Origin of the sequence: Ilumatobacter sp. (assembly GCF_041688325.1) — a bacterium.
Taxonomy (GTDB): domain Bacteria; phylum Actinomycetota; class Acidimicrobiia; order Acidimicrobiales; family Ilumatobacteraceae; genus Ilumatobacter_A.
In genome coordinates this window covers 1-25,856 of record NZ_JBDNIJ010000366.1, presented here as the reverse complement: position 1 = coordinate 25,856, position 25,856 = coordinate 1, and the positions used below count along the sequence as shown (strand labels likewise).

Sequence of the window (25,856 nt, the reverse complement as noted above, 5' to 3'; positions counted from 1 at the left end):
TCACTGACTGCAACAAGCTCATGAAAACGGCGGGGGCGCCGTTACGAACGGATGAGGCGGCCCGGTCGAGCGCCAGTGAACTCGTCGTGCTCGCGAGTGATGACGCCGCCGACGATGGTGGCGACGTAGCCCTCGGCCGCCTGCAGGAGACGGGTTCCGCCGGCCGGGAGGTCGTTGACGAGACGTGGCTCGCGCAACTGCAGATGTTCGTGGTCGATGACGTTGATGTCGGCGCGCTTGCCAACTTCGAGCACGCCGCGATCGGTGAGGCCGAACAACGCAGCGGTGTCGGCGGTCATCTTCTTGACCACTGACTCGAGCGGGATCTTCGGCCCACGGGTGCGGTCGCGTGCCCAGTGCGTGAGCATCCAGGTTGGTGTCGATGCATCGCAGATGAAGTTGGCGTGGGCGCCGCCGTCGGCAAGGCCGAGGACAGCTGCCGGGTGCGTGAGCATTTCGTACAGCGCATCACCGTTGCCGTGGGCATAGCCGAGGAACGGCATCATTAAGAGCGCTTTGCCGTTGCGCTGTCGGAGTTGCTCGTAGAACTCCTCGATGGGTTCGACGCCGTTTGCTGCAGCGAGTGCAGTGATCGCCCGATCTGGGGTCGGCTCGTAGTCGACAGGGTCGCCGAGCAGGTACTGCCGGTCGAAGCCGTCGACGACCTGCGCAGCCATCGGTTGCGTCTCGCGCAAGATGTGCATCGAGGCCTTCGACTCCTCAATCAGACGGGCTTTGAGATCAGCGTCGCCCATCGCTTCGGCCTGTTCGGCGAACGACATGTTGAGCAGTGGGCCGAAGCTGGGCATGTCTTTAAATCGGTGCTTGGTCGACAAGCCGATGAGGATTCCGAACGGGCGGCCAGCGACCTGGGGGATCACTTGGTGGCCGGCGTCTTGGGCAGCCTGTGAGCGCTCCATCAACTCCTTCCACTCGTCCGGCTCGACGAGATTTTGCAACATCAGCCACGTGACCGGGCGGCCGATGTCGTCGGCGAGCCGGCAGATCCAGTCGATCTCCTTCTTTGGTGCGACGAGGTCTTCGCCAGCAAGGCCAGCTGGAGCAACTTCGAAGACGCCCTTGCCCGAGCGAGCCATGGCGCGGCCAATGCTGAAGAGTTCGTCTTCGGCAGCGAACGTTCCAGGCACAGGTTCGCCGCTCATCGCGCGATGGCCGATCGTGCGGCTTGTTGAGAATCCGAAGGCACCAGCGTCGACCGCCTCACCGACGATTGCGGCCATTTGAGCGATGTCGTCGGAGGTGGCTGCTTCGTTGTCGGCGCCGCGCTGGCCCATCACGTACACGCGCACCGGGCCGTGGGCGATCATTGCACCGATGTCGGCAACGTACTCCCGTCGGTCGAGAGCGTCGAGATAGTCGGGGAACGTTTCCCAGTCCCATGAGATGCCTTCGCTGAGCGCCGCACCGGGAATGTCTTCAACACCTTCCATTAAGTCGATCAGGAAGTCGTGCTCGTCGGGCTTGGCCGGGGCGAAGCCAACTCCGCAGTTGCCCATCATCAGTGTGGTGACGCCGTGCGGGGTGGAGGGCTCGAGCTCAGCATCCCAGGTGGCTTGGCCGTCGTAGTGCGTATGGATGTCGACGAAGCCCGGTGTGACGAGCATGCCGGTGGCATCGATCTCTCGACGGCCGGCGCCAACGTCGGCACCGATCGCGGTAATGATGTCACCGTCGATCGCAATACTCAGCCCGGGTCGTGCCGGCGAACCGGTGCCGTCAACCAATAGACCGTTGCGAATGACGAGGTCGTGTTCCATCACATGAGTCTTGTCGGGTGGCGACGTCCGGGTCGTACCGGGCGGCTGAGGCTGCATACCGTTGTAGTCGATGCGACTGACGTGCCCATGCTGATCGAATCGCTGCTGCCACTCGGCAAACTCGACCCAGGCTTACGCGAACCTGACACCCCGCTTGACATCCGCGACTTCGCGCGGTTGGCAAAGATCGCTGAAGATGTCGGGGTCGCTGCAGTGCTCGTGGAAGAGACCAAAGATGACCCATACCAACTCCTCGCGCTCGGCGCGATGGCGACCGAACGTGTCCAACTCGGCACGTCGGTCGCCATGGCGTTCCCGCGCAGCCCGACGGCGACAGCGATGTCGGCGTGGTCGCTCCAGAAGCTGTCGAACGGTCGCTTCCTGCTCGGGCTCGGCACACAGGTTCGTGCCCACATCCAGCGCCGCTACGGCCTGGAGTGGCATGCTCCAGCGCCGTGGATGCGTGACTACGTCAACGCAATGCGCGCTGTCTGGAACACATGGCAAACCGGCGAACCGCTGAAGTTCGAGAGCCAGCACTACAACCTCGACGTCATGGTGCCGCTCTTCGACCCGGGCCCAATCGACCATCCCAACATCCCGATCTACGTCGCCGCGATCGGGCCGAACATGTGCGCCGTTGCCGGTGAAGTCGCCGATGGCATCCGGCTGCACCCGGTTTGTACCGCCAAGTACATCGACGACGAGGTGCTCCCCAATGTCGTTCGTGGCGCCGCTCGCACGGGCCGCAACCTGAACGACATTGAAGTTTGTCTGAAGCCGTTGATCGGCACCGCACCTGACGACGATCGGCTCGAGAAAGTGATCGAAACGGTCCGAGCCCGCGTCGCGTTCTACCTGTCGACGCCTTCGTACCGCCGGGCGTTCGAAGTGCATGGCTGGGGCGAGATCGCTCGTGAGGCATCGACGCTGTCACGGGCACAGCGGTGGGATGACCTGCCCGGGCTCGTCACCGACGACATGCTGCACACCGTTGCGACGATCGCTACGTACGACGGAATTGCCGACAAGTTGAACGACCGTTTCGCCGATCGGTTGGACCGGATCGAGTTTTCCATTCCCGTCAACAACGCCGACGACGCCGACGCCTACCGACAGATCCTCGGGCAGTTGCGTTAGTTGTTGCGACGGGAGTTGACGCCGGGTCGGGCACGCCTCGGCTGCCCGTGGGAAACTCCGATCCATGTTGCTTGCCGGTCAGTCAGTCCTTCTCGCTGGTGCCTCAGGTGGCCTCGGCTCAGCACTCGCAGCCGAGCTCGAACGGCGCGGTGCAACCGTCACGGCGGTGGCGCGTAACCAGGAGCGGCTGGCGGCACTTGGCGGACACTCCGTTGCGCTCGATCTTCGGACTCCCGACGCTTGTCAGCTTGCAGTGGCTGCTGCTGTTGAGCATGCCGGCAAGCTTGACGTCGTCGTGAATGCGGTCGGGGTCGTTGCGTTCGGCATGGTCGCGGATCTCTCGTCCGACGCCATGGAAGAACTCTTCCTCACCAACACGTTCATCCCCATCATGCTCGCCACCGCTGCGCTCCCACATGTGCAGGGAGGTGGTGCCATCGTCAACATCTCGGGCGTGATCGCTGAGCAAAACCTGCCCGGGATGGCGGCTTACGGAGCATCGAAGGCCGCGGTGAAGTCGTTCGACGAAGCACTCGCACGTGAAGCGCGCCGCTCGAAGATCCGTGTGATCGACGCCCGACCGCCGCACACCGAAACAGGGTTGGCTGACCGGCCGATTGAGGGCACGTCGCCGAAGATGCCAGAGGGGCTGACACCAGCCCACGTGGCGAGCGTCATCTGCGACGCACTCGAGAGCGACGCCAAAGACTTGCCCAGCAGTGCCTTCTGACCTCCCGACGGTGTGGGTCCTCGGCGACCAACTGAACCGTCAGGGTGCGCTGTCGGGTAGGCAGCCAGGGGACTGCCGGGTTCTCATGGTCGAAAGCGATCTCAAGCTTGGGTCTAAACGCTGGCACCGTCAGCGTGCCCATTTAGTGATCAGCGCGATGCGCCACTTCGCCGCCGAACTGCGTGCCGAGGGGTTTGAGGTCGACGAGCGCACCGCCCCAACACTGCCGGCGGGCCTCGCAGCACACCGCAACGACTTCGACGTCGAGCGGGTGATCGCCATGGAACCAATGAGCTGGGATGGCAAAGCCATGCTCGAACGCCACGGCGTCGAGACGATTCGAAACGACCAGTTCTTCTGCCACTACGACGACTTCGCCGCTTGGCAAGCCCCGCGGAAGAGCTTCAAGATGGAAGACTTCTATCGGTGGCAGCGAACCGAGCACCACGTGCTGATGGACGGTGACCAACCGCTCGGCGGCCAGTGGAACTTTGACCACGACAACCGCGAGAAGCCACCGAAGGACGGTAGGTCGTGGCCCGATATCACCCGCTTCGAGCTCGACGACATCGACAAGGCAGTGCTCGCTGATCTGCCGAGTGACCTGTGGGGGAGCGACCCTGACGGCACCTGGCCAGTGACGCGCGAGCAAGCGCTGACACGGCTTGACGAGTTCGTCCGTACCGGCCTCGAACCGTTTGGCCCGCATGAAGATGCGATGCTTGCGGCCGAGTGGAAAATGGCCCACTCGGTGCTTTCGACGTCGATGAACATCGGTCTGCTGCACCCGGTCGAAGTCGTTGATGCCGTCGAGCGCGCGTGCAGGGAACGAAACCTGCCACTCAACTCGGTCGAGGGGTTCGTCCGACAGGTGATCGGCTGGCGTGAGTACGTCTGGTGCGTCTACTGGCTCTGGATGCCCGACTATCGGTCACGCAATGCACTCCGGGCCCACCGGCCGGTTCCACCAGTGTTCACCGGTGACGCCGACACCGACATGAAGTGTGTTGCGAGCACGATGCGTCATGTGCACGATCACGGCTACGCCCATCACATCGAAAGGCTAATGGTGCTGGGCAACCTGGCGCTGACGGCGGGAGTCGAACCGTGGGCTATGACCGATTGGATGTGGGCAAACTTCGTCGACGGCGCCGAGTGGGTGATGCTGCCCAATGTGATCGGTATGGCGCTCTACGCCGACGGCGGGCTGATGGCGACCAAGCCATACGCATCCGGTGGTGCCTACATCAACAAGATGAGCGATTCCTGCAAAGGGTGTCGATACGACCCGAAGAAGCGCACCGGTGACGACGCCTGCCCGTTCACGACGCTGTACTGGGATTTCATTGCTCGGAACGAAAAGCTGCTTGGGGCGAACCATCGGATGGCCCGTCAGGTCGCCGGGATGCGGCGGTTGAGTGACCTCGCAGCCGTTCGCGAACGAGCCATTGAAGTGCTTGCAGCGCTCGACGCTGGAACGCTCTAGAAATCTTGAACAGCGTGACCCGGGTTGGCCCTGGCAACGCTGTTGAGTTCTCTCTGCAGCTTGTTCAGCTGTGGGAGTTGGCAATCAGTGCGTCGCGCAGGTCACGCTTCAATATTTTTCCGCTCGCGTTGCGCGGCAATGACTCGTTGACGATCGTGATCACCGACGGCACCTTGAACTTGGCCAGGCGCTCGCCGACGAACTTCTGGAGGTCGCCGGCGTCGAGCGTCTCGCCTTGCTTGACCATCACGTGGCAGGCGAGTTCTTCGCCGAGCCGTTCGTTGGGGATGCCGTAGACGGCTGCCTCGTACACGGCCGGATGCTCGTAGATGGTTGCTTCGACTTCTGCGCAGTAGATGTTCTCGCCGCCGCGGAGGATCATGTCTTTCGCTCGGTCGCTGACGTACACGAAGCCTTCGTCGTCGACATGGCCGATGTCGCCGGAGCGGAGCCAGCCGTCGACAATCGTCTCGGCGGTTGCTTCCGGACGGTTCCAGTAGCCGCGGATCAGTGATGGGCTGCGGAACCAGATCTCACCGGTCTCGCCAACCGCCAGATCGTTGCCCTCGAGATCGGTGACTTTGACGTCCATGATCGGAACCGGTCGGCCGGTCGACTTCGGGTTGTTGATGAAGTCGTCGCCAGCGTTCTGCGGGCCGTAGGCGTTGGTCTCTGTCATGCCGTAGCCGAGGCCCGGGCGGCCGCGCTGGAAGTTCTCGTCGATGCGCTTCACCAGTTCGGGTGGCATTGGAGCTCCGCCGCCGCCGACGGAACGCAGCGATGAAGTGTCGCGCTCAGCGAAGGTCTCGGCTTCGAGGAGATCCCAGCTCATTGTCGGCACGCCAACGAAGTTCGTCACCCGCTCCTGTTCGATGAGTTCGAGGGCACGGTTCGGCTCCCACTTGTACGTCATGACGAGCTTGGCGCCGCTGACGAAGGAGCCGAGCATCACAGGGACGAGGCCGGTGACGTGGAACAGCGGAACGCACAGCATGAAGGCGGTCTGCGGTGCGCCGCCCTCTTCGACGGTTGCGGGGTCTTCTGGCTCGCGGACGGCACTGACGGCAGCGCGTGCGGCGAAGGCGATCAGTGCGCTGAGCACGGCGCGGTGCGTCGAAACAGCACCCTTCGGCCGGCCGGTGGTACCCGAGGTGTAGAGGATTGTCATGTCGTCGTCAGGGGCGATCTCGGCGTCGGGCATGGTCGCGCCTTCCAATTGCGCCACCGCCTCGTCGAGGTTCAACACGCCTTCTGGGAGTTCGCCGGTTGCCCGGACCACGATGAGTTTGGCGTCGATCGCGCCCGGTGCTGCGTCTTGCATGCGTTGCAGTCGTTCCGCGTCTGCGATGACGACCTTGGAACCGGAGTCTTCGATTGCAAAGACCAATTCGTCGGTGACCCACCAGGCGTTCATTGGGACCACGACCGCCCCGACAGAGGTGATCGCGGCGAACGCAGCAATCCACTCGGGATAGTTGCGCATTGCAATAGCGACGCGGTCACCCTTTGTGACGCCGAGTTCGTTCACGAGGAGGTGGCCGATCTGGCCGGCCAGCTTGAGGACCTGGGGCATGGTCCAGCGCTCGTTTTCGAAAATGATGAACTCGTCGGTGCGGAGCGCAGCCAGTTCGAACAGCGCCCGGATGTTCGGGGGAGTGCCAGCGAACACCTTGCTGGTTCGGCCCAGCACCTCGGTCTCTTGGATCTCGAACATCGAACCGGGTGCACAGACGGCCGCGCAGGCCTCTTGGAACGTCATCGTCATAGCGGCCGATTGTTGCAGGTCGGACCGCCGCGCGTCGTAGCGGTCACACTGTGCCTGGCACAGTGTGACCGGTCGCCACAGTTAGTTGATTACGAAGTGGTCGAGGTCTGGGTCGTGGGTCATCTGCCAGTAGTCAACGAGGCGCCACGGCATGATGACGACGACTCGCCCGGCGTCATTGCGATACCAGTTGCGGAGGCCCGGAGTGCTCCAGATCAGCTGTTCGTGAGCAGCATCGAACGCGTCGTTGTAGGCGAACATCGGCTCTGGGTGAACTTCGATCGATGTGCCTCCGGCTTTGGCGATTTCGGCCAGGCAGGCGGTGATGTGTCGGGCATGACATTCGGCCTGGAAGATGGCGCTCCCGCCGTGGCCGAGGCCCGTGGTGGGGCCCTGCATCATGAAGAAGTTCGGGAAGTCGGCCACGGTGATGCCGAGGTAGGCGTACGGATCGTCGTTCGCCCACAGGTCGGCAAGATCGACATCGTTCCGGCCGATCAGACCAAGTCGGCTCGCTGACTGGAACACCTCGAAGCCGTTGGCCATGATCACGATGTCGTGTGCGCGGTGCTCGCCGTCGGCTACGACGCCTGTCGCATCGACGTGATCGACGGCCTCGACGACCAGCTCGACATTCGGCTTGCGGACCGTTGCGAACCACCCGTTGTCGAGCAGGATTCGCTTTCCATAGGGCGGGTAGGTCGGTAGGCACTTGTCGATGAGGTCAGGTCGCCCATCGAGTTCAGACCGCAGATGCTCTTCCATCTGCTGCCGATGGCGCTCGTTGGCGCGGTTGATCGAATGTGGCAACTCCCAATCAGGGTCGCGCTGCAGCAGTGGGAGGAGGCCGTCGCCGTATCGCCACAGCATGACGAATCGGAACCACGATGCGTAGAACGGCAGATGCTCGAAGAGCCACTGTGAGCCGTCAGGGATCGGGTCGTGATAGCGGGGGATTGGCCGTGCCCACTGCGCTGTCCGCTGGTACACGGTGAGCTCGGCGACCTGGTCGGCGATTGCCGGGACGATCTGCATGGACGACGCACCGGTGCCGATCACGGCAACTCGCTTGCCGGTGACATCGAGATCAGCAGGCCAGTGCGATGAGTGAAATATCGGCCCGTCGAAGCTCTCTGTGCCCGGCACAGGTGGAGGCTTGGGAACGTTGAGTTGGCCGATCGCACTGATCAGTACCCGGTACTGCCGTGTCTCGCGGCCGGTCGGCGTGCGGAGGTCGACGGACCACTCGCCGGCATCGTCGCTCCACCGTGCGCCAATCACTTCGGTTTCGAACTGCACGTTCGGCGTGACCCCGAATTCGTCGGCGTTGCGCTGCAGGTAGTCCACGAGGTCGGAGCGGGCTGAGAAGTAGCGGGACCAGCGATTCGGCTTCGCGAACGAGAACGAGTAGGCATGGTTTGGGGTGTCGACGCCGGCACCCGGATAAATGTTGTCGCGCCAGACGCCACCGACACTCGCGCCGCGTTCGACGATGTCGTAGTCGATGCCGAGCCGGTCGAGCCGAACACCCATGATGATGCCGCTCGCTCCGGCGCCCACGACCAGCACGGATGGCCGCTCGGCCTCGGTGGGCCACACGACGTCGCGTGAGAGGAAACCCATTTCCTCGCGCATCATCGGCGCGTATTCGGCGGGGGTTGGTTCGCCGAGGCACACGCTCATCATCTCGACCATCAATTCGTCGCCGGGGTCGGCGATGGCCGGTTCGAGAGTGATGGCATCAACGGCTGCGGCACGGATCTCGTCAGCGATGTCGTCGCTGAAACCGGCGTCTTCCGGTGCGATCAGTCGGACGTCGCGCCGTGGCAGATAGGGGGCGTCCAACCACTTCCTGTCGCCGGTGATCTGGAACAAGCACATGGTCAACACTCGGAGGTCGGCATCGCGCATGGCGCCAGCAACGTTCATCGTGACAGCATGGCCTTGGTTGCGTCGTCGCGGCGAGTCCTCCCGTTCTGCAAAGGCGTGAGGTAGGTGCGCATGGGGTGCGCTTGGCTTACGCCTTCGGGGGATGGCTGGGTGGGATGGCTGGGTGGGATGGCCAGTAGCTTCCCGAGGCGTGAATCGACAGTCGACATTTGAGTTCCTCGGAATGACCGAGTCGGGTACGGCGGAGGGCGGATACCGCGTCCCGATTGCCGACCGAGCGGTTGGTGGAGGGCGCGGTTCGCTGTTCGGCGGTGTTGGCCTCGCGGCCGGCGTCGCAGCGATGGAAGCGCACACGGGTAAGCCGGCGGTGTGGGCCACGGCGCAGTACATCGCCACGCTCTACAACCCATCGGAGATGCACCTCGACGTCGCCACGCCTGCCGTCGGCCGGAGTGTCACCCAGTGCCGGCTCCAGGCCACATCCGAGGGCAACGAGATCGTCAATGTGCTTGGTGCTGTCGGCGAGCGCCCGGAGAAGCTGCGCGGAGTGTGGGCCACAATGCCTGACTGCCCGTCGCCTGCCGACTCGCTCGACCCCGAACGACACTTCGACTACCCGTCGCTCCACGACCACGTCGAGGTGAAGATGGCGCGCGGGATGTTCGGCTTCTCCGGTGCCGGCGAGGCAACCGGTGATAATCGTTCGCTGGTCTGGGTGCGGATGCCCGGCGTTTGTGTCGATGCAGCATCCCTGGCGATCATCGCCGACTACGCGCCGTCGGTCGTTGGCAATGCCATGGGGCGGGTGACGAACCTGTCGAGCCTCGACAACACAATCCGTTATGCCGATGCGGCTCCGGCCGACACCGAGTGGGTGCTTTGCGACAACCAGGTCGAGTTCGTCGGAAACGGCTTCGCCAACAGCAGTTGTCTGATGTGGAGCGAGTCGGGCCAACTACTCGGCACAGCCAGCCAGTCCATGACGATTGTGCTCCTCTAGCGAGGAGCGGCGACTTCGTCGCCAACATCGACTGCGTCGCTGCAATCGGTGCTTCGGCTCTGCCGAAATCGCTGCGCTCTCGGGGCGGGGGACCTCTGGGCCCCCTCGCCTGCGCCCAGCCAGCTCAGCCAGGTTCGGCCATTGCCTGCAGCGTGGCGGGGTCGAAGCCGGCAAGTTGTTTGTAGGCATTGGCTTCCCGTTCGAGCACGGCGGAGTCGACGCAGGTGTGCTCGTCGATGCACGCCCCCGCGCAGCGCTCGGCCACCCACTGCATCACGCGTTCGGGTCCGGCCTGCCGGTTGGCCAGGGTGAGCTTGGCGGTGGGCTCGAGACGCGCTGACTCGTATGCCGTGAGGGCTGCGGGGATATCTCCGGTGCCGGTTAACGCCGCAGCGAGGGCTTCACCGTCGAGGATTGCCTGGCTGGATCCGTTGCTGCCGTTCGGACGCATTGGATGCGCTGCGTCGCCGAGCAGCGTGACCCGCCCGAACGACCAGCGATCGACAGGGTGGCGGTCGACCATCGGGAACTCGTAGGCGGCATCACTCGATGCGATGAGTGCGCCGACATCGAGCCAGCCGTAGTCCCACTCGGTGAAGCTGTCGGCGACCCAGGCTGGGTCGACTTCACGATTCCAGCTCACGGTCGTCATGTCGACGTCCATCGGTCGTTCGGCCACCCAGTTGATCAGCGCCATGCCATCGTCGTCAGGATCGCTGATTGGGTACACCACAGCTTTCTGCCCGTCGTCGCCGGCCATGAACATGGTGCGACCGCCCAGAAACGCGCGTGCTCGCACGGCACCGCGCCACAGCACGAGGCCCGACGGATGGGGGAGACCTTGATCGGGATGGAGCTGCTGACGGACCGCAGAGTGGATACCGTCGGCGCCGACGAGTACATCACTCGCCACCTCGATGTCGACGCCCGAGCGGCGATCCTGGAACGTCGCCGTGACCGTGTCATCGATATCACCGTTGTGCTGACTGTCGTTCTGCTTGAACGATGTGAGGCGCATGCCCGTGTGACATCGTTCGGGCCCGAGCCGGTCGAGAGCGGCCTGCCACAACAGCATCTGCAACTTGCCACGATGGATCGAGAACTGCGGCCACGGAGTACCTGCGGCGAGCCCCCGAGGCTCCTCCCAAATCCGGATCCCATCACGCGACAAGAAGGCGAGCGCCTCGGTTCGGACCCCGGCGGCGTCCAGTGCTGGCAGGAGCCCCAGGTCGTCGAGCACGCGCACCGAGTGCGGCAGCACGTTGATGCCGACACCCAACTCCGACGGCTCGACGACTGATTCGAATACGTCGACCTCGTGGCCAGCGTCGTGGAGGCACATTGCCGCGACGAGACCACCGATTCCGCCACCAGCGATCGTTACCGAAGTCATGCCGACAGTGTGGCGCACCTGCGCCGTTGTGGTGTCAGTCGCGGACAGGCGGTGAGAAGCCGTCAGGGATGACGAGGTCGTCAGGCGACAGTTCGCTGATCGACGACTTCCCCATGCCCATCAGGTTTGAGTCGATCCCCGTGCGGAGCACGTCGAGCACGTTCTCGACGCCGGCCTGGCCATTGGCAGCGAGGCCCCACAGGTAGGCACGGCCGATCATCACGGCCTTGGCGCCGAGCGCCAGTGCCTTGACGACATCCGAACCGCGGCGGATTCCGGAGTCCATGACGACTTCGATCTGGTCGCCAACGGCTGCGACGACCTCGGGCAGGCAACGAATGGGAGCCGGGGTGCCATCGAGGTTGTTGCCGCCGTGCGTCGAGACGGAGATCGCTGATGCGCCAGCGTCGACTGCCTTGCGAGCTTCGTCTGCCCGGTTGATGCCCTTGACCATGAAGGGGCCGTCCCACTGTGCACGGAGCCAGGCGACGTCGTCCCACGACGGGGGAGGGGTGCCCATCCACGTGCCGTATGCGTCGAAGAAGCCGGGAACGGGATCGTTTGACGACACGCGGAAGTTCGGTGCACCGAGCTGCGGGATTCCACCAGACTTCAGCCAGTCGAACAGCCACCGCGGCTTGACGAGGGCCTCTGGGCCGTGCTTGATCATAGTTTTCAGGCCGATTGACTCGGGGATTGCCGGGCTGCCCCAGTCGCGGCTGTGCACGAACGACCAGTCGAGTGTGAGGATCATGCCGACAGCGCCAGCCACCTTGGCGCGTTCCATGCGAGCGACCATCGAGTCGCGATCGCCAGCCCAGTAGATCTGGAAGAACGTCGCAGCCCCGGTGGCCATCACTTCGTCCATCGGCTTCGACGAGAACGAGCTCAGCCCCATTGGGATGCCACGTGCCGCAGCTGCTCGGGCAACCGCGACCTCGCCGTCGGGATGCACGGCTTGGACGCCGGTCGGCGAGATGATGACGGGCATCGACATGTGCTGGCCCATCACTTCGGTTTCCATCGACCGTTCGGCCGATTGGCCTGCGGTGATTGGGCGCAGGCCGAGCTCGCTGAACGCCGCGACGTTGTCGTCTTTGGTCAACCCGGCTTCTGCGCCGGCGATCAGTGCGCCGTAGACCGACTTCGGCAGGCGACGCTTGGCGCGTTGCTGTGCAACGGCGATGGACTCGAACCAGGGATTTGCCACGCCGCCAGTGTACGAATCACCGGTGGCCCGACGGCAACCTCAGCTACAAGGTCTGACGTTGGTTGCGGAAGTTGGTCAGCTTTCGGCTTCGAGCATGGCGGTCAGTAGCTCGCCGATGCCTTCGGGGAGCAGGGTTTCCATCGGTGTTTCATCGGCCTCAGCGAGGTTGGCGAGCGCGAGGACGACGTCGTTCGGGTCGAGTTGGTCGGTCAGGACGATGTCGCGGATCATCTGGTTGGCGGCGTGGGTTGCCTCGTCGCCAGCAGCGATGTGCTCGGTAATTCCGTCAACCATGCGGTCGTTGAAGCCCGTGTTGTAGGGCCCTGGGTTGACCTTGCAGACGTCGACCCCGTGAGGTGCGAGTTCGCCACGCAGGCTCTTCGTGAACGCTTCGACCGCGTGCTTGGTCATGCAATACGGCGACGTGAGCGGCGATGCAAGCATGCCTGCAATCGACGACACGTTGATGATGCGGCCCGAGCCCCGCTCGATCATCCCAGGAGCGATCGCCTGGCACATCTCGACCATGCCGAACACGTTGACATCGAAGATGGCGCGAACCTTGGCCATCGGCACAGTGATCATCGGGGCCATCACACCCATGCCGGCGTTGTTGATGAGCACGTCGACGCCGAGGTCGGCCGTTGCAGCAATGTCGTCGGACGAGGTGACGTCGAGCTTCATCGTCGTGAGTTCGGGATGTTCGGCGGCGAGCGCATCAGCCTGCTCACGGGTTTCCGTTGCGGCAATCACGGCATGTCCCCGTGCGGCCAGCCCGATGGCTGCGCCCTTTCCGAAACCAGAGCCTGCGCCGGTGATCAAAATCGTTCGCTGTGTCATTCGGAAAGACTTGCATGTTTCGGCTTGCAATGGTGACCCCCGGCACCGGTGCCGAACGACACCGGAACTGGCCTCCGGTATCGGCGTTGGGCTGCCGATACTTATTGAGTGAGTAACGAGCAGCACCCCACGATCGGCCAGCGGCTACGTCGCCGCGCCTGGTCGCGCGCCGGTGCCGTCGCCGCAGTGGTCTCGAAGGGCCCGCCCCGTCGTGTCCTCGCCTACTCGACTCGTCTACTTCTCTTGGTTGCGGGTTCCTTTTTGATCGCGGCGTCCGTCGCAGTGACGCTCTGGACCGATCTGGGCCCCGGCCCACTCGATGTGTTCATCGGCGCGATCCAGGCGCGGACCGGCCTTCCGCTGACCGTTGCCGTGTGGGTAACCGTGGGTTCGCTCATCCTCGGTGCATGGGCGCTGGGTCGGCGGCCGGGCTTCGGCACGCTGCTCTCGCCCTTCCTGATCGGGCCGGCGCTGCAGTCGGTCCTCGCCGCCCTCGAGATGTTCGAGGCACCGACGTCGCTGATCGTGCGGATCATTTTTCAACTCGTTGCCATTGGTGGCATCGGCATTGGGGCCGGGGCACTGATCGTGTCGGGCTTAGGCGCTGGGTCGGGTGAGCTGTTGGCCAGCGCTGCATCTGACCGTGTCGGACATCCGGAGTCGCTCGTTCGCCCGATGTTCGAGGCGACCTGGATTATTGCCGGGGTTGCTCTCGGCGGCCCAGCGGGCCTCGGCACCGTGCTGGTCGCTGTGTTCGTCGGGCCATCAGTCGCCAAGGGTTACGGACTCGTCGACCGCTTTGTCGCTCGGTCCGTTCAAACGCTGGCGAACACTCACGAGGCGATCATCGCCCGTGAGCTGCAGCACGCCTGATCAGCCAAGAGCGATCAGCCCCGTACTGCTCGGGACGAATCCGCAGGCACGGTGACGTATTTAGATGTGTCGCCGATGTCGTCCGTGCTGTGCGGACACACGATGAAATACGCCCAGTCGCGCGGGCCAAGCTGCGCGGTGAGTGTCCCGAGTTTGGTGGCGGTCTGTGCGCGCCAGTCATAGACGGTCCGTTCACCCCTGGCGCCGATCTCGGCGAGTGAGAGCTCATCGTCAAGCGTGCCGCCTTCGACGGCGGCTGTGTTGATCGCAACGACGTAGGTCCAGGTCTGGTCGTTGACGGTCGTTGAGGCGGTGGCCCAAGCGAGCCGGTCGCCACGGGCGGGGGCGCCGAGGAGACAATCGTCGATCAAACCAATCGGCCTGTCGACGTGACGAATCGTTCCGTCGTCGTTGCAAGTCCGCATGACAATCTCCCGGTCCGTTCGACCAATGCGATCGCCGATGCCAATGGGGCCGCCCGAGAGTGCCGACAGCAGGGCCTCCAGTTCGGCGTGCACGTCGCCGCTGATCGAGTCGTCGGGGTCAGGCTCTGGGTTCGAGAAGAAACAGTCCTTGAACGGTTGCAACCCGAGCGGAGCAACAAGCCGATTGACCGTCAGGAACCATGTCCACAGGACAGCTGGATCGTCGGCGAAGCGATAGTCGTCGCTGGTTCGTACGGCGATCACCCGGTCAAGTTCGGCTGCCGCGATGAGGTCAGCCGGAGTCGCCATGCACCAGATCAGGTCCACTCCGGATGTGCGCGCGTGGCTGTTCATCGCCCGTTGCCAATCGACGGCCCGGCCGGGTACACGTCGCATCTCGCGGACGCCGAACCAGACCATCAACATCCAGTCTTGCTCGATGCAACTGGCACCCCATTGCTTCGCATCGGTGAACCATCGCTCAAAGAATGCTGGGTCGCTCGGATGAGCGGCGTGCTCGTCGACCCACCATGTCTCATCGACGTATGGCGACAGTGGAGAGATGTGCCGGGCATGCAAGGTGAACGGCATCTCGGTGCGCTGTTGGAGGTCGATGATCGGATCGCCAAGGACTTCGGCGTATGCATCAGCTCGCGGAAGCCACTCCATCATCCCGCTGGGTGGAACGACATCTGGGTACCCGATGGCGGTAATCGCGCGCGGCTGCTCGTGACGATAAAACCATGAGTCGAGCTCGAGTGCGCCGATCGGTATCTCCTGATTTCGCAGTCGATCCACGACATCAGAGACCGACTCCGCAATCGTCTGGCCGGGCTCGGTGCGATACCAGTAGGCGGCACCGTTGTCGGTCCAGTACGACAGCTTCGAGGTGATTGCATTGTCGAATCGAGGCGGCCGCCCGACCGGAGTGACACCACGCAGTTCGGCACCCCACGCCTCGAACAGTGCAGTAGCGGTTGGTCCTGTGTAGATGCCGAGTGTTGTGGCGAAGCCTGCGGGTATCTCGTCGAGGTCGCCGTGCCATCCCCATCGAACCGTTGTGCCCTCGACCGTGATGATCTGTTCGTGATGGTTTGCCAACGGGGCGAGCAGCGTCCACGCCCCGCCATCGCGGATCAGGAGCGGCAGCACACATGCCGGCGACTTCAGGTTGTGCGCCGGCGCGAAATCGAATGGTTTCTCGGCTCGAGCCCAGACTGGCATGGCGAACTGGGTGAAGGCATACCCCAGCATCTCGACGTCGTCCGACAGCCCGAGTTCCAGGTCGATAGCGACAGCTGACCGAGCAAACCGTTGAGTTGCGATGCCAGCGAGGTCAGCAGTGGCCGTGAGCGTTGCCCTCTGGCTGGACCGCTCCAACGAAATACCAGCAGGGAGCATGCAGAAAACGTAGCGGAGTCGCGAAAGAGCGGTCGGAGTTGTGGAGGAGTCAGGAGCGGAAATCGAGGCCAGTGAACTCGCCCGACGAACGCCAATCGGCGATGTACTCGAAGTAGGCGGTCGGGCCTTCTGGGAAGCCGAGCCCGTTGACCACGCTGCTCGGACCAGCGTCTTGACCTTCGTTGTTGTAATAACCCGGTGTGCAGTCAGGATTGCCGGCGAATCGCCGCCCGCCGCTGATCAGCCGTTCCATCCAAGCTGCTTCCGCTTCGGGAGTCACTTCCACCTGCTCGGCACCGACGTCAAGGGCGTGTTGCACGATCGCGGCAATCGTGTTGCCGCGCTCGATGAGGTTGTGGGGGATGTTCGAAATCAGGTTGGCGCCGTGCGTCGGCTGCACCATGAACAGGTTGGGGAAACCCTGCATGTGGATGCCGTGGAGCGACGACATGCCGTCGGCCCAGTACTCGCTGAGCGTGAGGCCGTCCCGGCCGACAGTCTCGAAGCCTGAACGGCGGGCGTACTCGGTGCCGACTTCGAAACCCGACGCATAGATCAAACAGTCGAGTTCGTAATGCTCGCCGTTGACCCAGAGGCCGGTCTCGTCGATGCGTTCGACGCCCTTGCCGTCGGTATCGATCAGGTGGGTACCTGGCTCGTTGTACGCAAGGAGGTACTCGTCGTGGAAGCAGGGCCGCTTGCACAATTGGCGATACCAGGGCTTTAACTTCTCGGCGGTGATTTCGTCGTTGACGACCTGGTCGACGCGGGCGCGAACTTCGGTCATCTTTTCGTCGTCGCTGTCGTGGTAAGCCCGCTCCATCGCCGCTGGTGTGAACTCCGGAGGATCAGCGGAGAACAGCTTGTCGCGGATGCGTTTGCTGATGTCGGTCCACCCGTCTTTGACCAAGTCTTCGTCGACGAAGCCGCCTGTCTGCAGAGTGGTGAAGTTGACCAGCCACCGCTGCTGCCAGCCGGGCTCGAGGGTGTCGAACCAGGCGGGGTCGATCGAGTGGTTGTTGCGGACGTCGATCGACGACGGAGTTCGCTGGAAGACGAACAGTTCCTTCGCGGCGCGGGCGAGGTGCGGGATGCACTGCACCGACGTGGCGCCCGTCCCGATGATGCCGACGCGCTTGTCGGCAAGACCATCGAGCGGAGCGCCCGCGGGGTTGCCGCCCGTGTACTCATAATCCCAGCGGCTCGTGTGGAAGGTGTGCCCACCAAACGTGTTGATCCCGGGGATTCCGGGGAGCTTCGGACGGTGCAGCGGGCCGGTGCCCATGGCAATGAACTTGGCGCGCATCTCGTCGCCCCGGTTCGTCTTGATGATCCATTGGCTGGCCGTTTCATCCCAAACAACCGAGGTGACCTCGGTAGAAAAGACCGCCTTCTCGTACAGGTCAAAGTGCTCGCCGATCCGACGGCAGTGGTCGAGTATCTCGGGGCCCTTGCAGTATTTTTCGCTCGGCATATGGCCGGTCTCTTCGAGGAGCGGCATGTAGACGAACGATGCGGTGTCGCACTGGGCACCGGGGTACCGATTCCAATACCAGGTGCCGCCGAAGTCGCCGCCCTTTTCGATGATGCGGATGTCGTCGATGCCGGCCTGGCGCATCTTGGCGCCGGCGAGGAGTCCGGCGAAACCGCCCCCGATGAAGGCGAAGGTGACCTCGTCGTGCAGCGGTTCCCGCTCGACGGGTTTGACGTACGGATCTTCGAGGTACCTGGCGAACTGGCCCGTCAACTCGACGTACTGTTCGTTGCCGTCACTCCGCAGCCGCTTGTCGCGCTCTTCGATGTACTTGGAGCGCAACGCATCTTTGTCAATCACTAGATCTGCCGACATAGTTGCAGAGTACAAGTGTTTGATGGATCAGGCTCAGCCGGCCCTGGTTGTCGCCATCGCCTTGACTGCCAGCAAGTACAATCCGCGCCGTCATGGACACTGTGCAGCGAGATCCCGCCATCGAGTCGCTCAGCGTCTTCGACATGCTCAAGATTGGTGTCGGCCCGTCGAGCTCGCACACCCTCGGCCCGTGGCGCGCGGTCCAGCGGTGGCTCGGCGAACTCGCTGAGGAATTGGCTGATGAGTCGCTTGGGTTGCGCGATGTCGAGCACATCCGCGTCCACCTCTACGGGTCGTTGGCCCTCACTGGCAAAGGTCACGCCACCGACCAGGCGATTGCGCTCGCGCTGCTGGGCCACGAGCCGGAAACGGTCGACGTGAAGGCGATCGCCGAGCACGTCCACGGTCTGGCCCGAGCGGGAACGGTCGAGCTGGTTCCTGGCCACACCGCGCGATTCGAGATGGCGAACGACATCGTCTTCCACATCGACGCCCGGTTGCCGGGCCACGCGAACGGCATGACCTGCGAAGCCACCATCGCTGGCGAAGCGCGGTCGGCGTCGTACTACTCAGTCGGTGGCGGGTTCGTGGTCGGAGCTGACGAGATCCCGGGCGCCAAGAACTTCGTTGCACTCCCGCATCCGGCGCAGAGTCCCGATGACCTGCTCGGCCACTGCACCACTCGCGGTTGCAGGATCGCTGATGTCGTGTGGACCAACGAACAGGAGTGGAGGTCGGTCGACGAAATCCGCACAGGGCTTCGCGACATCTGGGCAGTGATGCTCGAAGGTATCTATCGCGGCTGCCACACCGACGGCGTGTTGCCGGGTGGGCTCGACGTTCGACGTCGCGCTGCGCCGCTCACCCGACGACTGCTCGGCGGCGACGATGCGCCGACAGCAGGTGAGTGGGTCGAGATGATTCAGAGTCGCGATTTCCGCTTCGCCGAAATCTTGCAGTGGGTCAGCACGTTCGCCATGGCAGTGAACGAAGAGAACGCTGACCTCGGTCGAGTTGTGACGGCTCCGACCAACGGTGCTGCTGGCGTCATCCCGGCCGTGCTGCTCTACCACGTGTGCTTCTCAGAGCAACCGGTTACTGAGTCGGGGATCATTGATTTCCTGCTCGTCGCCGGTGAGATCGGCACACTCTTTAAGAAGGGCGCCACGATTTCCGCAGCGATGGGCGGCTGCCAGGCTGAAGTCGGGGTGTCGAGTGCAATGGCCGCGGCGGCGCTGGCTGAAGCACTCGGTGGCACGGTCGAGCAGGCCCTGATGGCAGCCGAGATCGCCATGGAACATCACCTCGGTTTGACGTGCGACCCGGTCGGCGGCCTTGTCCAGGTGCCGTGCATCGAGCGCAACACGATGGGTGCGGTCAAGGCAATCAATGCCGCTGAACTGGCGGTGGCGAGTAATCCGGCAGACGCTCGTGTGTCGCTCGCCGAAGTGATCAAGACCCTGCGCGAGACCGCTGAGGACATGTCCGATCGCTACAAAGAGACGAGCCAGGCTGGCCTTGCGGTCAACGTGTCGGTACGTGTTCCCGAGTGCTGACGAGACGGTGCTGATCAGGCCAGCGCAGCGGCGTTGCGTCGCTGGAGCCAGTGCTGTGTCTCGGTAACGACAAGCACGACGAAGAACTGAGCAACTGCAAGGCCGGCGATGGTCGCTGATGCTGCGGTGTCGTGGTGGTAGCTGACGATCAGGCCGAGCACCACTGACGACCATCCGAAGAGCACAGCAACCGCCATTGCCACCGGAATGCGCCTGACGATCAGGATTGCCGAGGCCGGGGGAGCGACGAGGAAGCCGAACACAAGCAGGGTCCCGACGACGCGGAAACTGGACACGACTGACACAGCGAGCAACGTGAGCAGCGCGGCGTGCGCCAAGCCCGGCCGAAGCCCGAGTGTCTCTGCCTTGTCGCGGTTGACTGCGAGCGCAAGAAACGAACGGTGTCCCACGACGAGCCCGACCGCCGTGATGGCGAGGGCGACGATGCCGAGGCGGATCTCGTCGCTTCGAACACCGAGCACGTCGCCGAAGAGGAAGCCGGTGAGGTCGCCGGAGAAGGTCGCCTCACGGCTGAGAATCACCACGCCGAGTGCGAGCATCCCGACAAAGAGCAAGCCGATGCCAGTGTCGTCGGAGAGCCGGGTGGTGCGGTTGACCAGGTTGACGCCGCCGACCATCACGAGTGCGCTGACGAGCGCGCCGAGCGTCAGGTCAAAACCCCAGATCGCGGCGAGCGCGATGCCGGGAAGTACGCCGTGTGCAAGCGCATCGCCGAAGAACGCAAGGCCGCGCACCACGACCCACGTGCCGACGAGGGCCGTGGTCGTGGCAGCGAGGAGCCCGCCAATGAGTGCGCGTTGCGAGATCTGTGACTGGAACGCATCGAGAACAACGTCAGAGATTGCCGCAATCATCAACTGAGTGCGTCAGCGATCAGTTGGGCGTTTGTCGACATCATGCCAATGTACGTGTCGGCGCCAGTGCCCGGTTCACCGAGGCTTTCGGTGAACAATTCGACGACCGGTACGTCGCGCCCGAGTTCGTCGGAAATCGCCTGCGCCAGTGCATCTGATTCCGTTGTCTCTGAAAAAATCGCACCAACGTCGTTGGTGCGAATCGCCTCGAGGACTCCGTCGAGGTCGGCGGCTGACGCGCCTGCGCTCGTGCTCACCGATGGGATGATCGTGTCGACGATGGTAAATCCGTAACGATCAGCAAAGCGGCTGAGCGCGTCATGGCTTGTCACCAAGTTGCGCTCGAGGTCGGGGAGCGCGGCAAACGCAGCGGTGATTGTCGCATCGAGTTCGACGAGTTCGGCGACGTAGGCGGTGGTGCTCGTGCTCACGCCGGCGATCGGGATCCCGGTGGTGCTGGCGACAGCTTCGGGGAACTTGGCGAATACCTCTGACATCAGTACCGGGTCGAGCCAGACATGCGGGTCGACGCCCTCGGTCGGCTCGAGCGCTCCGCCGAGGACGAAGACGACGGCACCGGCTTCCACGGCGTTGGCAATCAGGTCGGTCATGCCTTCTTCGTAGCCAAGGCCGTTGACGACGAGCAGGTCTGCGTTTTCCATTGTCTCGGCCTGCTTGGCTGACGGAGCGAACTCGTGTGCATCTGCGCCAACAGGCGTGATGACGTCGACGGTCAATTCGGAGCCGACGAGGTCGCCGAGCGCAGCGGTGACCATGTCGCCGGCGATGCTCGTGGTGACGACGACCGAGGGGAGTTCCGCCTGTTCGGGGGCGCTTTCAGAGCCGCACGCGCTGAACGCCGTAGCGAGAGCCAAAATGGGAATGATAATCTTTCTCATAACGCTATGATATGGGAATGATTCTTAATACACCACCTTCGAACACGCCAGATTCTGGCGCTGGTCGAGTGAGTGGTCCTGCGCCGGTGATCACTGTCGACAACATCCGAGTGAGCCGCGGTGGCCGGGAAGTGCTGCGTGTTGACCACCTGGAGATCCCCTGCGGTGTCACGGCGTTGGTCGGGCCCAACGGCTCCGGCAAGTCGACGTTGCTCCACGCGATCGCCCACGTCTTGCCGTTCACGGGTGACATCGATGCAGGCGGCGACGTCGCGTATGTTTTGCAGACACAACATGCCTCCGAGCACCTGCTGGTGACAGCTCGCGAGGTCGTTGCGCTGGGTCGTGCAGCGCAGCGCGGCCCGTTCGGCAGGCTTCGTGCTGAAGATCGAGCAGCGATCGATCGGGCCATGGAACGGCTCGATATCGCCGATCTGGCCAAGCGTCACCTCGCCGAGATGTCTGGTGGTCAACGGCAGCGGGTGTTCGTTGCGCAGGGGCTTGCCCAAGAAGCGGACATCCTGTTGCTCGACGAGCCGGTCGCAGGCTTGGACATCGTGTCGATCGGTCAGATTCGCCAGATCATCGAGGAAGAGCGCGCCGCCGGCCGGGCGGTTGTTGTGGCAACACATGACCTCGACGAAGCAGCCCGCGCCGATCACGTGGTGCTGGTCAAAGGGCGAGTTGTCTCGTCAGGTCCACCAGCCGAGGCGCTGACGCCCGAACACCTGGTTGCGGCTTACGGTGGACGGGTACTCCAGCTCGGCGACGAAGTCGTGGCTATCGACGACGGCGTCCACCACGAAGACCACGAACATCACCACCACGACCACTAACGGTCACACTGTGCCAGGCACAGTGTGACCGGCTCAGCGACAGTTGCTGCAGAGGCCGTACAGGTCGACGGTGTGATGTGTCGTGACGAAGCCTTCGGCCTCGGCGAGTGTGTCGAATGCTTTGTCGAGCGTGCGTTCCAGCTCGGCCTCAAGGACGACGTCACGGACGAGCCCACATGATTCGCAAATCAAGTGGTGATGGTGTTCCGTGAGTGATTCCGCGAGCTCGAAGTGAGCGTGTTCGCCGCCGTGAACGAGCCGTCGGACGACGCCAGCCTCTTCGAGCAAGCTCAGGTTCCGGTAGGCGGAGCTTTGGGCCAGATCGGGCGAGGAGTCGAGCAGTTCGGGGAGCGTGACCGGCCCATCAGCAGCCTTGAGCCCTTCGACGATCGCCCGCCGGCCAGCGGTGTAGCGCAGATCGTGTTCGGCCAGCCGATCGTTGACCGCTCGTTCAAGTTCGCTCGTCGCCACCATGCAGTGAGAATGATACCCAATATCTGAGAATGGGCTCTGTCCGCCGTCCCAGCCTCTGGACACGAAGAACTAGAGTTCGCAAGATGGATGCAGGTGTCAGCGGGCTGCGGGTGATTGTGACGGCAGGAGCTGCCGGCATTGGACGTGCGATTGCCGAGGAGTTTGCCGATGACGGCGCATCGGTGTTCGTCTGCGACATCTCTTCCGATGCGGTGGCAGCGATGCGCGCTGAGCAGCCGGGTATCGGTGCAGCGGTTGCTGACGTCTCCGACGAGGCTGCGGTGGACGCCTTCATCGACGAGGCAGTCGAGGTGCTGGGTGGTGTTGATGTACTGGTCAACAACGCCGGAATCGCTGGGCCGGGTGGGCGCCTTGAAGACCTCGATCTCGATGCCTGGCGTCAGACGCTCGATGTCAACGTCACCGGCATGTTCCTCACCAGTCGGCGTGTGATCCCGCACCTCATTGAGCAGCGCAGCGGTTCGATCGTCAACTTGTCGTCGACAGCGGGGTTGTTCGGGTTTCCGTATCGAGCGCCTTACGCAGCATCGAAGTGGGCGGTCATTGGCTTGACGAAGACGATGGCGATGGAACTCGGCGAGTTCGGCATTCGTGTCAACGCTATTTGCCCAGGTTCAGTGAACAACGAACGCATGGATCGTGTCGTCGATCTCGAAGCAGCGGCGAGCGGTCGATCGGCTGCTGACATCCGGGCCGGGTTCACCAAGGCCGTGTCGCTGCAAACGTTTGTCGATCCACAAGACATCGCGGCGATGGTCCGGTTCGTCTGCTCGCCGGCCGGCGCGCGCATCAGCGGTCAGGCGCTGACCGTGGATGGCCACACCGAGTCGGCGCGTACCTGAGAACCCGTCCGCCAGCGGCAGTACGGCGGCACGTAGTGTCTGTGTCATGGCGCGCCAGATCCTCGTCCTCAACGGACCGAACTTAAACCTGCTCGGCACGCGCGAGCCTGACGTGTATGGCGCCGACACGCTCGACGACATCCTTGCTGAGCTGCGTGCTGGTGTTGCCGGTCGCGATGTCGAACTCCGCGACGCGCAGTGGAACAGCGAAGGCGACCTGATCGACGCGCTGCACGATGCACGCACCTGGGCCGACGGCGTCGTGTTCAACCCAGGGGCCTACACCCATACGAGCATTGCACTGCGGGACGCCATTTCGGCTTGCGAACTGCCGGTAGTCGAGACGCACCTGTCGAATGTGCACGCCCGCGAAGAGTTTCGCCACACCTCGATGCTCAGCGCTGTGTGTCTCGGTGTCGTTGGAGGTTTCGGCAAGTACAGCTACGTCATCGCGCTTGATGGCCTGCTCGCCCACCTCGACACCCTCTGACGGGTCAGCGGCCAGTCGAACCGTGCGCCGCGACGGTGAACGGATCAGGCATGATAGTCCCATGTTTCGCCACGTTGTGATGTTTGCCTGGGCCGATGGCATCGATGATGCCCATGTCGCGGCGACGACTGCTGCTTTCGACGCGCTGCCCGGCAAGGTCGACGTCATCGAGTCGTATGTCTACGGCCCGAACGTCGGCACCGCTGACGGCAACAGCGACTATGTCGTTGTGGCCGACTTCGCATCCGCTGACAACTTCGCCGCCTACCGCGACCACCCCGACCACGTTGCCCTCGTGCAAGAGTTCATCGCCGGCAAGGTGAGCTTGCGCAACGCAATCCAATACGAAATCTGACGCGCCCGACCAGTCGGCTCAACCGTTGTCTGACTCGCCGGCTGATTGGTCGACGGGCCGGGCCTGGCAACCTGGCCGGTATGCCAGCGATCCACACGCTTCATCTCGACCGACCGATTCTCGAACTTGACGTCGCCTACGTCGAAGGTCGCGCCCATCTCGTCGGGTACTCCGATGCGGAGTTGGTCGGCCAAGTTGCGTCGGTGATCGGCATCGGCCACCACTGGGATGCCGAGCGGTTCGCGAGGTTCCCCAACCTCCGCGTGATTTCGCGCATGGGTATTGGTTACGACAACGTCGACCTCGATGCCGCTCGAGCAGCCGGGGTCGTCGTGTGCAACGGGCCTGACTCGCCGACAGTGTCGACGGCCGAGCACGCAATGATGTTGTTGCTCGCCGTCACCAAGGAGCTGCCGATCCAGCAGCTGCGATCTTCGCAAGGGTTGGGCGGCCCACCGGTGGCGACGTCACTCGAACTCGACGGGTCGACGCTCGGCCTCGTTGGTCTCGGCCGGATCGGGGTGCGGGTGGCCCGCGCAGCACTCGGCCTCGGTATGCGTGTGATTGCAAACGACCCAGGCCTGGAGCAGAGTCCGGTCCACGACGTCGAACTCGTCGGGCTCGACGAACTGTTTGCGACATCCCATGTGATCTCGCTGCATGCCCCGTCACTCCCGGCAACCCGGCACATGATCAATGCCGAATCGATCGCGTCGATGCGCCGCGGCGTCTATTTGGTCAATTGCGCACGCGGCCCGCTCATCGACCAGGACGCGCTTGTGGCTGCCATCGACAGCGCACATGTTGCCGGTGCTGCGCTCGACGTCACTGAGCCCGAGCCGTTGCCGATCGGGCACCCGCTACTCACGCGTCCGAACGTGATCATCACACCGCATATTGCGTCCTCGACTGCGGTTGGCAGGCGGCGGCTGTTCGAGCACGCGATCGACAATGCCCTCGCGGTGCTCGATGGCCGCCCCGCCAGCGTCGTGACCTGAGCGCCGGGAGGCGCGAGACTCTTACCATGGAGACACTCCGACAGATCTGGAACGATGGTGGAACGACGCTCGGAGGCTGGGTGTCGGTGCCGAGCAGTGTGACGGCCGAGGCCGTAGCGCGAGCAGGCTTCGACTACGTCTGCATCGACACACAGCACGGTGCTGTCGAGTATTCCGACTGCGTCTCGATGATTCAGGCAGTCTTGCTGGGCGGCGGGCGGCCGATCGTGCGAGTGCCGTGGAACGAGCCGGGGATCATCGGCAAGATGCTCGATGCCGGCGCGCAGGGCGTCATCATCCCAATGATCAACACCGTTGCCGAAGCCGAAGCGGCTGTTCGTGCGTGCAGGTACGCGCCCGAAGGCGCCCGCAGTAGCGGCCCGACTCTCGTGGGTCCGCGAACCGATCGGCCGTACTTCGAGTGGGCCAAAGACAACGTTGCGTGTATCCCGATGATCGAGACGATCGAAGCGGTTGGCAACCTCGACGACATCCTTGCGGTGTCCGGTATTGACGCGGTCTACGTCGGTCCGTCTGACCTCTCGATCACACTCGGCCTCGGCCCGGGAAACCACGACGAGGCCCCTGAGTTCCTCGAAGCGCTCGACACGATCGCTGCAGGCTGCAACGCACGCGGGATCGTCGCCGGCATTCATGCAACCGGTGCGCTGACTCCCGATCGGCTTGAGCGCGGCTACCGGATGGTCACCGTCACCGGTGATCTTCAGGC

At 63.5% G+C, this 25,856-nt stretch carries 23 protein-coding genes; 12 read left to right on the top strand and 11 right to left on the bottom strand.

Annotated elements, in window-relative coordinates; translation table 11 throughout:
* Positions 1-41: 41 nt before the first annotated feature.
* Complete coding sequence (locus ACH2EI_RS18855; protein ID WP_395154087.1) at positions 42-1,778, bottom strand: amidohydrolase family protein; 1,737 nt, start codon at positions 1,776-1,778, stop codon at positions 42-44.
* Between the two features lie 87 nt (positions 1,779-1,865).
* On the opposite strand from ACH2EI_RS18855, the gene ACH2EI_RS18850 reads away from it, so the two are divergent.
* The 3 genes from ACH2EI_RS18850 to ACH2EI_RS18840 all read left to right on the top strand — a co-directional run bounded on the left by ACH2EI_RS18850 (position 1,866) and on the right by ACH2EI_RS18840 (position 5,134).
* Positions 1,866-2,918, top strand: a complete 1,053-nt coding sequence (locus tag ACH2EI_RS18850; protein ID WP_395154088.1) for a TIGR03617 family F420-dependent LLM class oxidoreductase — start codon at positions 1,866-1,868, stop codon at positions 2,916-2,918.
* Positions 2,919-2,982: 64 nt separating this feature from the next.
* Complete coding sequence (locus ACH2EI_RS18845) at positions 2,983-3,648, top strand: SDR family NAD(P)-dependent oxidoreductase (RefSeq protein WP_395154089.1); 666 nt, start codon at positions 2,983-2,985, stop codon at positions 3,646-3,648.
* Positions 3,638-5,134, top strand: coding sequence for a cryptochrome/photolyase family protein (locus ACH2EI_RS18840; RefSeq protein WP_395161147.1), 1,497 nt, complete (start codon positions 3,638-3,640; stop codon positions 5,132-5,134). Before ACH2EI_RS18845 ends, ACH2EI_RS18840 begins: the two co-directional genes overlap by 11 nt.
* 64 nt (positions 5,135-5,198) lie before the next feature.
* On the opposite strand, the gene ACH2EI_RS18835 is transcribed toward ACH2EI_RS18840, so the two are convergent.
* Both ACH2EI_RS18835 and ACH2EI_RS18830 read right to left on the bottom strand, forming a co-directional pair.
* Positions 5,199-6,899, bottom strand: coding sequence for a class I adenylate-forming enzyme family protein (locus ACH2EI_RS18835; RefSeq protein WP_395154090.1), 1,701 nt, complete (start codon positions 6,897-6,899; stop codon positions 5,199-5,201).
* Positions 6,900-6,980: 81 nt separating this feature from the next.
* On the bottom strand, positions 6,981-8,828 hold the full coding sequence (locus tag ACH2EI_RS18830) for a flavin-containing monooxygenase (RefSeq protein ID WP_395161145.1): 1,848 nt from the start codon (positions 8,826-8,828) through the stop codon (positions 6,981-6,983).
* A 151-nt stretch (positions 8,829-8,979) separates the two neighbouring features.
* Here ACH2EI_RS18830 and ACH2EI_RS18825 point away from each other — a divergent pair, with 151 nt between their 5' ends.
* Positions 8,980-9,789: a thioesterase family protein gene (locus ACH2EI_RS18825; RefSeq protein WP_395154092.1), complete on the top strand. Its 810-nt coding sequence runs from the start codon at positions 8,980-8,982 to the stop codon at positions 9,787-9,789.
* A 124-nt stretch (positions 9,790-9,913) separates the two neighbouring features.
* On the opposite strand, the gene ACH2EI_RS18820 is transcribed toward ACH2EI_RS18825, so the two are convergent.
* From ACH2EI_RS18820 to ACH2EI_RS18810, 3 genes are all read right to left on the bottom strand, one after another.
* Positions 9,914-11,182, bottom strand: a complete 1,269-nt coding sequence (locus ACH2EI_RS18820; RefSeq protein ID WP_395161143.1) for a flavin-dependent oxidoreductase — start codon at positions 11,180-11,182, stop codon at positions 9,914-9,916.
* A 34-nt stretch (positions 11,183-11,216) separates the two neighbouring features.
* A complete protein-coding gene (gene mftD, locus ACH2EI_RS18815; RefSeq protein WP_395154094.1) occupies positions 11,217-12,392 on the bottom strand; it encodes a pre-mycofactocin synthase MftD in 1,176 nt (391 codons plus the stop codon).
* A gap of 75 nt (positions 12,393-12,467) precedes the next feature.
* Positions 12,468-13,232: an SDR family NAD(P)-dependent oxidoreductase gene (locus ACH2EI_RS18810; protein WP_395161142.1), complete on the bottom strand. Its 765-nt coding sequence runs from the start codon at positions 13,230-13,232 to the stop codon at positions 12,468-12,470.
* Positions 13,233-13,340: 108 nt separating this feature from the next.
* Here ACH2EI_RS18810 and ACH2EI_RS18805 point away from each other — a divergent pair, with 108 nt between their 5' ends.
* Positions 13,341-14,105 (top strand): YitT family protein, encoded by a 765-nt coding sequence (locus tag ACH2EI_RS18805; RefSeq protein ID WP_395154096.1) that lies wholly within the window; start codon positions 13,341-13,343, stop codon positions 14,103-14,105.
* Positions 14,106-14,119: 14 nt separating this feature from the next.
* On the opposite strand, the gene ACH2EI_RS18800 is transcribed toward ACH2EI_RS18805, so the two are convergent.
* Positions 14,120-15,931, bottom strand: coding sequence for a Sip1-related alpha-galactosidase (locus ACH2EI_RS18800; RefSeq protein WP_395154097.1), 1,812 nt, complete (start codon positions 15,929-15,931; stop codon positions 14,120-14,122).
* Positions 15,932-15,980: 49 nt separating this feature from the next.
* On the bottom strand, positions 15,981-17,780 hold the full coding sequence (locus ACH2EI_RS18795) for a flavin-containing monooxygenase (protein WP_395161140.1): 1,800 nt from the start codon (positions 17,778-17,780) through the stop codon (positions 15,981-15,983).
* Positions 17,781-17,872: 92 nt separating this feature from the next.
* Between ACH2EI_RS18795 and ACH2EI_RS18790 the strand changes: the two genes are divergently transcribed.
* Positions 17,873-19,336 (top strand): L-serine ammonia-lyase, encoded by a 1,464-nt coding sequence (locus tag ACH2EI_RS18790; RefSeq protein WP_395156336.1) that lies wholly within the window; start codon positions 17,873-17,875, stop codon positions 19,334-19,336.
* 14 nt (positions 19,337-19,350) lie between these two features.
* Here the strand turns inward: ACH2EI_RS18790 and aztB are convergent, their stop codons facing one another.
* Together aztB and ACH2EI_RS18780 are read right to left on the bottom strand one after the other, a co-directional pair.
* Positions 19,351-20,211, bottom strand: coding sequence for a zinc ABC transporter permease AztB (aztB, locus tag ACH2EI_RS18785; protein ID WP_395156334.1), 861 nt, complete (start codon positions 20,209-20,211; stop codon positions 19,351-19,353).
* Entirely contained in the window at positions 20,211-21,110 is a 900-nt protein-coding gene (locus ACH2EI_RS18780) for a metal ABC transporter solute-binding protein, Zn/Mn family (protein ID WP_395156332.1), read from the bottom strand. The genes aztB and ACH2EI_RS18780 overlap by 1 nt, the downstream gene beginning before the upstream one ends.
* Before the next feature lie 68 nt (positions 21,111-21,178).
* Here ACH2EI_RS18780 and ACH2EI_RS18775 point away from each other — a divergent pair, with 68 nt between their 5' ends.
* Entirely contained in the window at positions 21,179-21,946 is a 768-nt protein-coding gene (locus tag ACH2EI_RS18775; RefSeq protein ID WP_395161138.1) for a metal ABC transporter ATP-binding protein, read from the top strand.
* Between the two features lie 33 nt (positions 21,947-21,979).
* On the opposite strand, the gene ACH2EI_RS18770 is transcribed toward ACH2EI_RS18775, so the two are convergent.
* Positions 21,980-22,420: a Fur family transcriptional regulator gene (locus ACH2EI_RS18770; RefSeq protein WP_395156328.1), complete on the bottom strand. Its 441-nt coding sequence runs from the start codon at positions 22,418-22,420 to the stop codon at positions 21,980-21,982.
* 83 nt (positions 22,421-22,503) lie between these two features.
* Here ACH2EI_RS18770 and ACH2EI_RS18765 point away from each other — a divergent pair, with 83 nt between their 5' ends.
* The 5 genes from ACH2EI_RS18765 to ACH2EI_RS18745 all read left to right on the top strand — a co-directional run.
* Positions 22,504-23,283 (top strand): SDR family oxidoreductase, encoded by a 780-nt coding sequence (locus ACH2EI_RS18765; RefSeq protein WP_395156326.1) that lies wholly within the window; start codon positions 22,504-22,506, stop codon positions 23,281-23,283.
* Positions 23,284-23,329: 46 nt separating this feature from the next.
* The gene (gene aroQ, locus ACH2EI_RS18760; protein WP_395156325.1) at positions 23,330-23,773 is read left to right on the top strand and encodes a type II 3-dehydroquinate dehydratase; all 444 of its coding nucleotides are present in this window, start codon (positions 23,330-23,332) and stop codon (positions 23,771-23,773) included.
* Between the two features lie 61 nt (positions 23,774-23,834).
* On the top strand, positions 23,835-24,128 hold the full coding sequence (locus tag ACH2EI_RS18755) for a Dabb family protein (protein WP_395156323.1): 294 nt from the start codon (positions 23,835-23,837) through the stop codon (positions 24,126-24,128).
* A gap of 80 nt (positions 24,129-24,208) precedes the next feature.
* Entirely contained in the window at positions 24,209-25,126 is a 918-nt protein-coding gene (locus ACH2EI_RS18750; protein ID WP_395156321.1) for an NAD(P)-dependent oxidoreductase, read from the top strand.
* A 26-nt stretch (positions 25,127-25,152) separates the two neighbouring features.
* A partial coding sequence (locus ACH2EI_RS18745; RefSeq protein WP_395161136.1) for an HpcH/HpaI aldolase/citrate lyase family protein occupies positions 25,153-25,856 on the top strand: 704 nt, incomplete at its 3' end.

Excerpts from the sequence above, each read along its gene's own strand:
- ACH2EI_RS18845 (WP_395154089.1), top strand. The coding sequence starts at position 2,983 with ATGTTGCTTGCCGGTCAGTCAGTCCTTCTCGCTGGTGCCTCAGGTGGC.
- ACH2EI_RS18835 (WP_395154090.1), bottom strand. The coding sequence starts at position 6,899 with ATGACGATGACGTTCCAAGAGGCCTGCGCGGCCGTCTGTGCACCCGGT.
- ACH2EI_RS18780 (WP_395156332.1), bottom strand. The coding sequence starts at position 21,110 with ATGAGAAAGATTATCATTCCCATTTTGGCTCTCGCTACGGCGTTCAGC.
- ACH2EI_RS18810 (WP_395161142.1), bottom strand. The coding sequence starts at position 13,232 with ATGACACAGCGAACGATTTTGATCACCGGCGCAGGCTCTGGTTTCGGA.
- ACH2EI_RS18820 (WP_395161143.1), bottom strand. The coding sequence starts at position 11,182 with ATGACTTCGGTAACGATCGCTGGTGGCGGAATCGGTGGTCTCGTCGCG.
- ACH2EI_RS18855 (WP_395154087.1), bottom strand. The coding sequence starts at position 1,778 with ATGGAACACGACCTCGTCATTCGCAACGGTCTATTGGTTGACGGCACC.
- ACH2EI_RS18790 (WP_395156336.1), top strand. The coding sequence starts at position 17,873 with ATGGACACTGTGCAGCGAGATCCCGCCATCGAGTCGCTCAGCGTCTTC.
- ACH2EI_RS18850 (WP_395154088.1), top strand. The coding sequence starts at position 1,866 with ATGCTGATCGAATCGCTGCTGCCACTCGGCAAACTCGACCCAGGCTTA.
- ACH2EI_RS18755 (WP_395156323.1), top strand. The coding sequence starts at position 23,835 with ATGTTTCGCCACGTTGTGATGTTTGCCTGGGCCGATGGCATCGATGAT.
- ACH2EI_RS18770 (WP_395156328.1), bottom strand. The coding sequence starts at position 22,420 with ATGGTGGCGACGAGCGAACTTGAACGAGCGGTCAACGATCGGCTGGCC.
- aztB (WP_395156334.1), bottom strand. The coding sequence starts at position 20,211 with ATGATTGCGGCAATCTCTGACGTTGTTCTCGATGCGTTCCAGTCACAG.
- ACH2EI_RS18830 (WP_395161145.1), bottom strand. The coding sequence starts at position 8,828 with ATGAACGTTGCTGGCGCCATGCGCGATGCCGACCTCCGAGTGTTGACC.
- ACH2EI_RS18795 (WP_395161140.1), bottom strand. The coding sequence starts at position 17,780 with ATGTCGGCAGATCTAGTGATTGACAAAGATGCGTTGCGCTCCAAGTAC.
- aroQ (WP_395156325.1), top strand. The coding sequence starts at position 23,330 with ATGGCGCGCCAGATCCTCGTCCTCAACGGACCGAACTTAAACCTGCTC.
- ACH2EI_RS18750 (WP_395156321.1), top strand. The coding sequence starts at position 24,209 with ATGCCAGCGATCCACACGCTTCATCTCGACCGACCGATTCTCGAACTT.
- ACH2EI_RS18800 (WP_395154097.1), bottom strand. The coding sequence starts at position 15,931 with ATGCTCCCTGCTGGTATTTCGTTGGAGCGGTCCAGCCAGAGGGCAACG.
- ACH2EI_RS18765 (WP_395156326.1), top strand. The coding sequence starts at position 22,504 with ATGGATGCAGGTGTCAGCGGGCTGCGGGTGATTGTGACGGCAGGAGCT.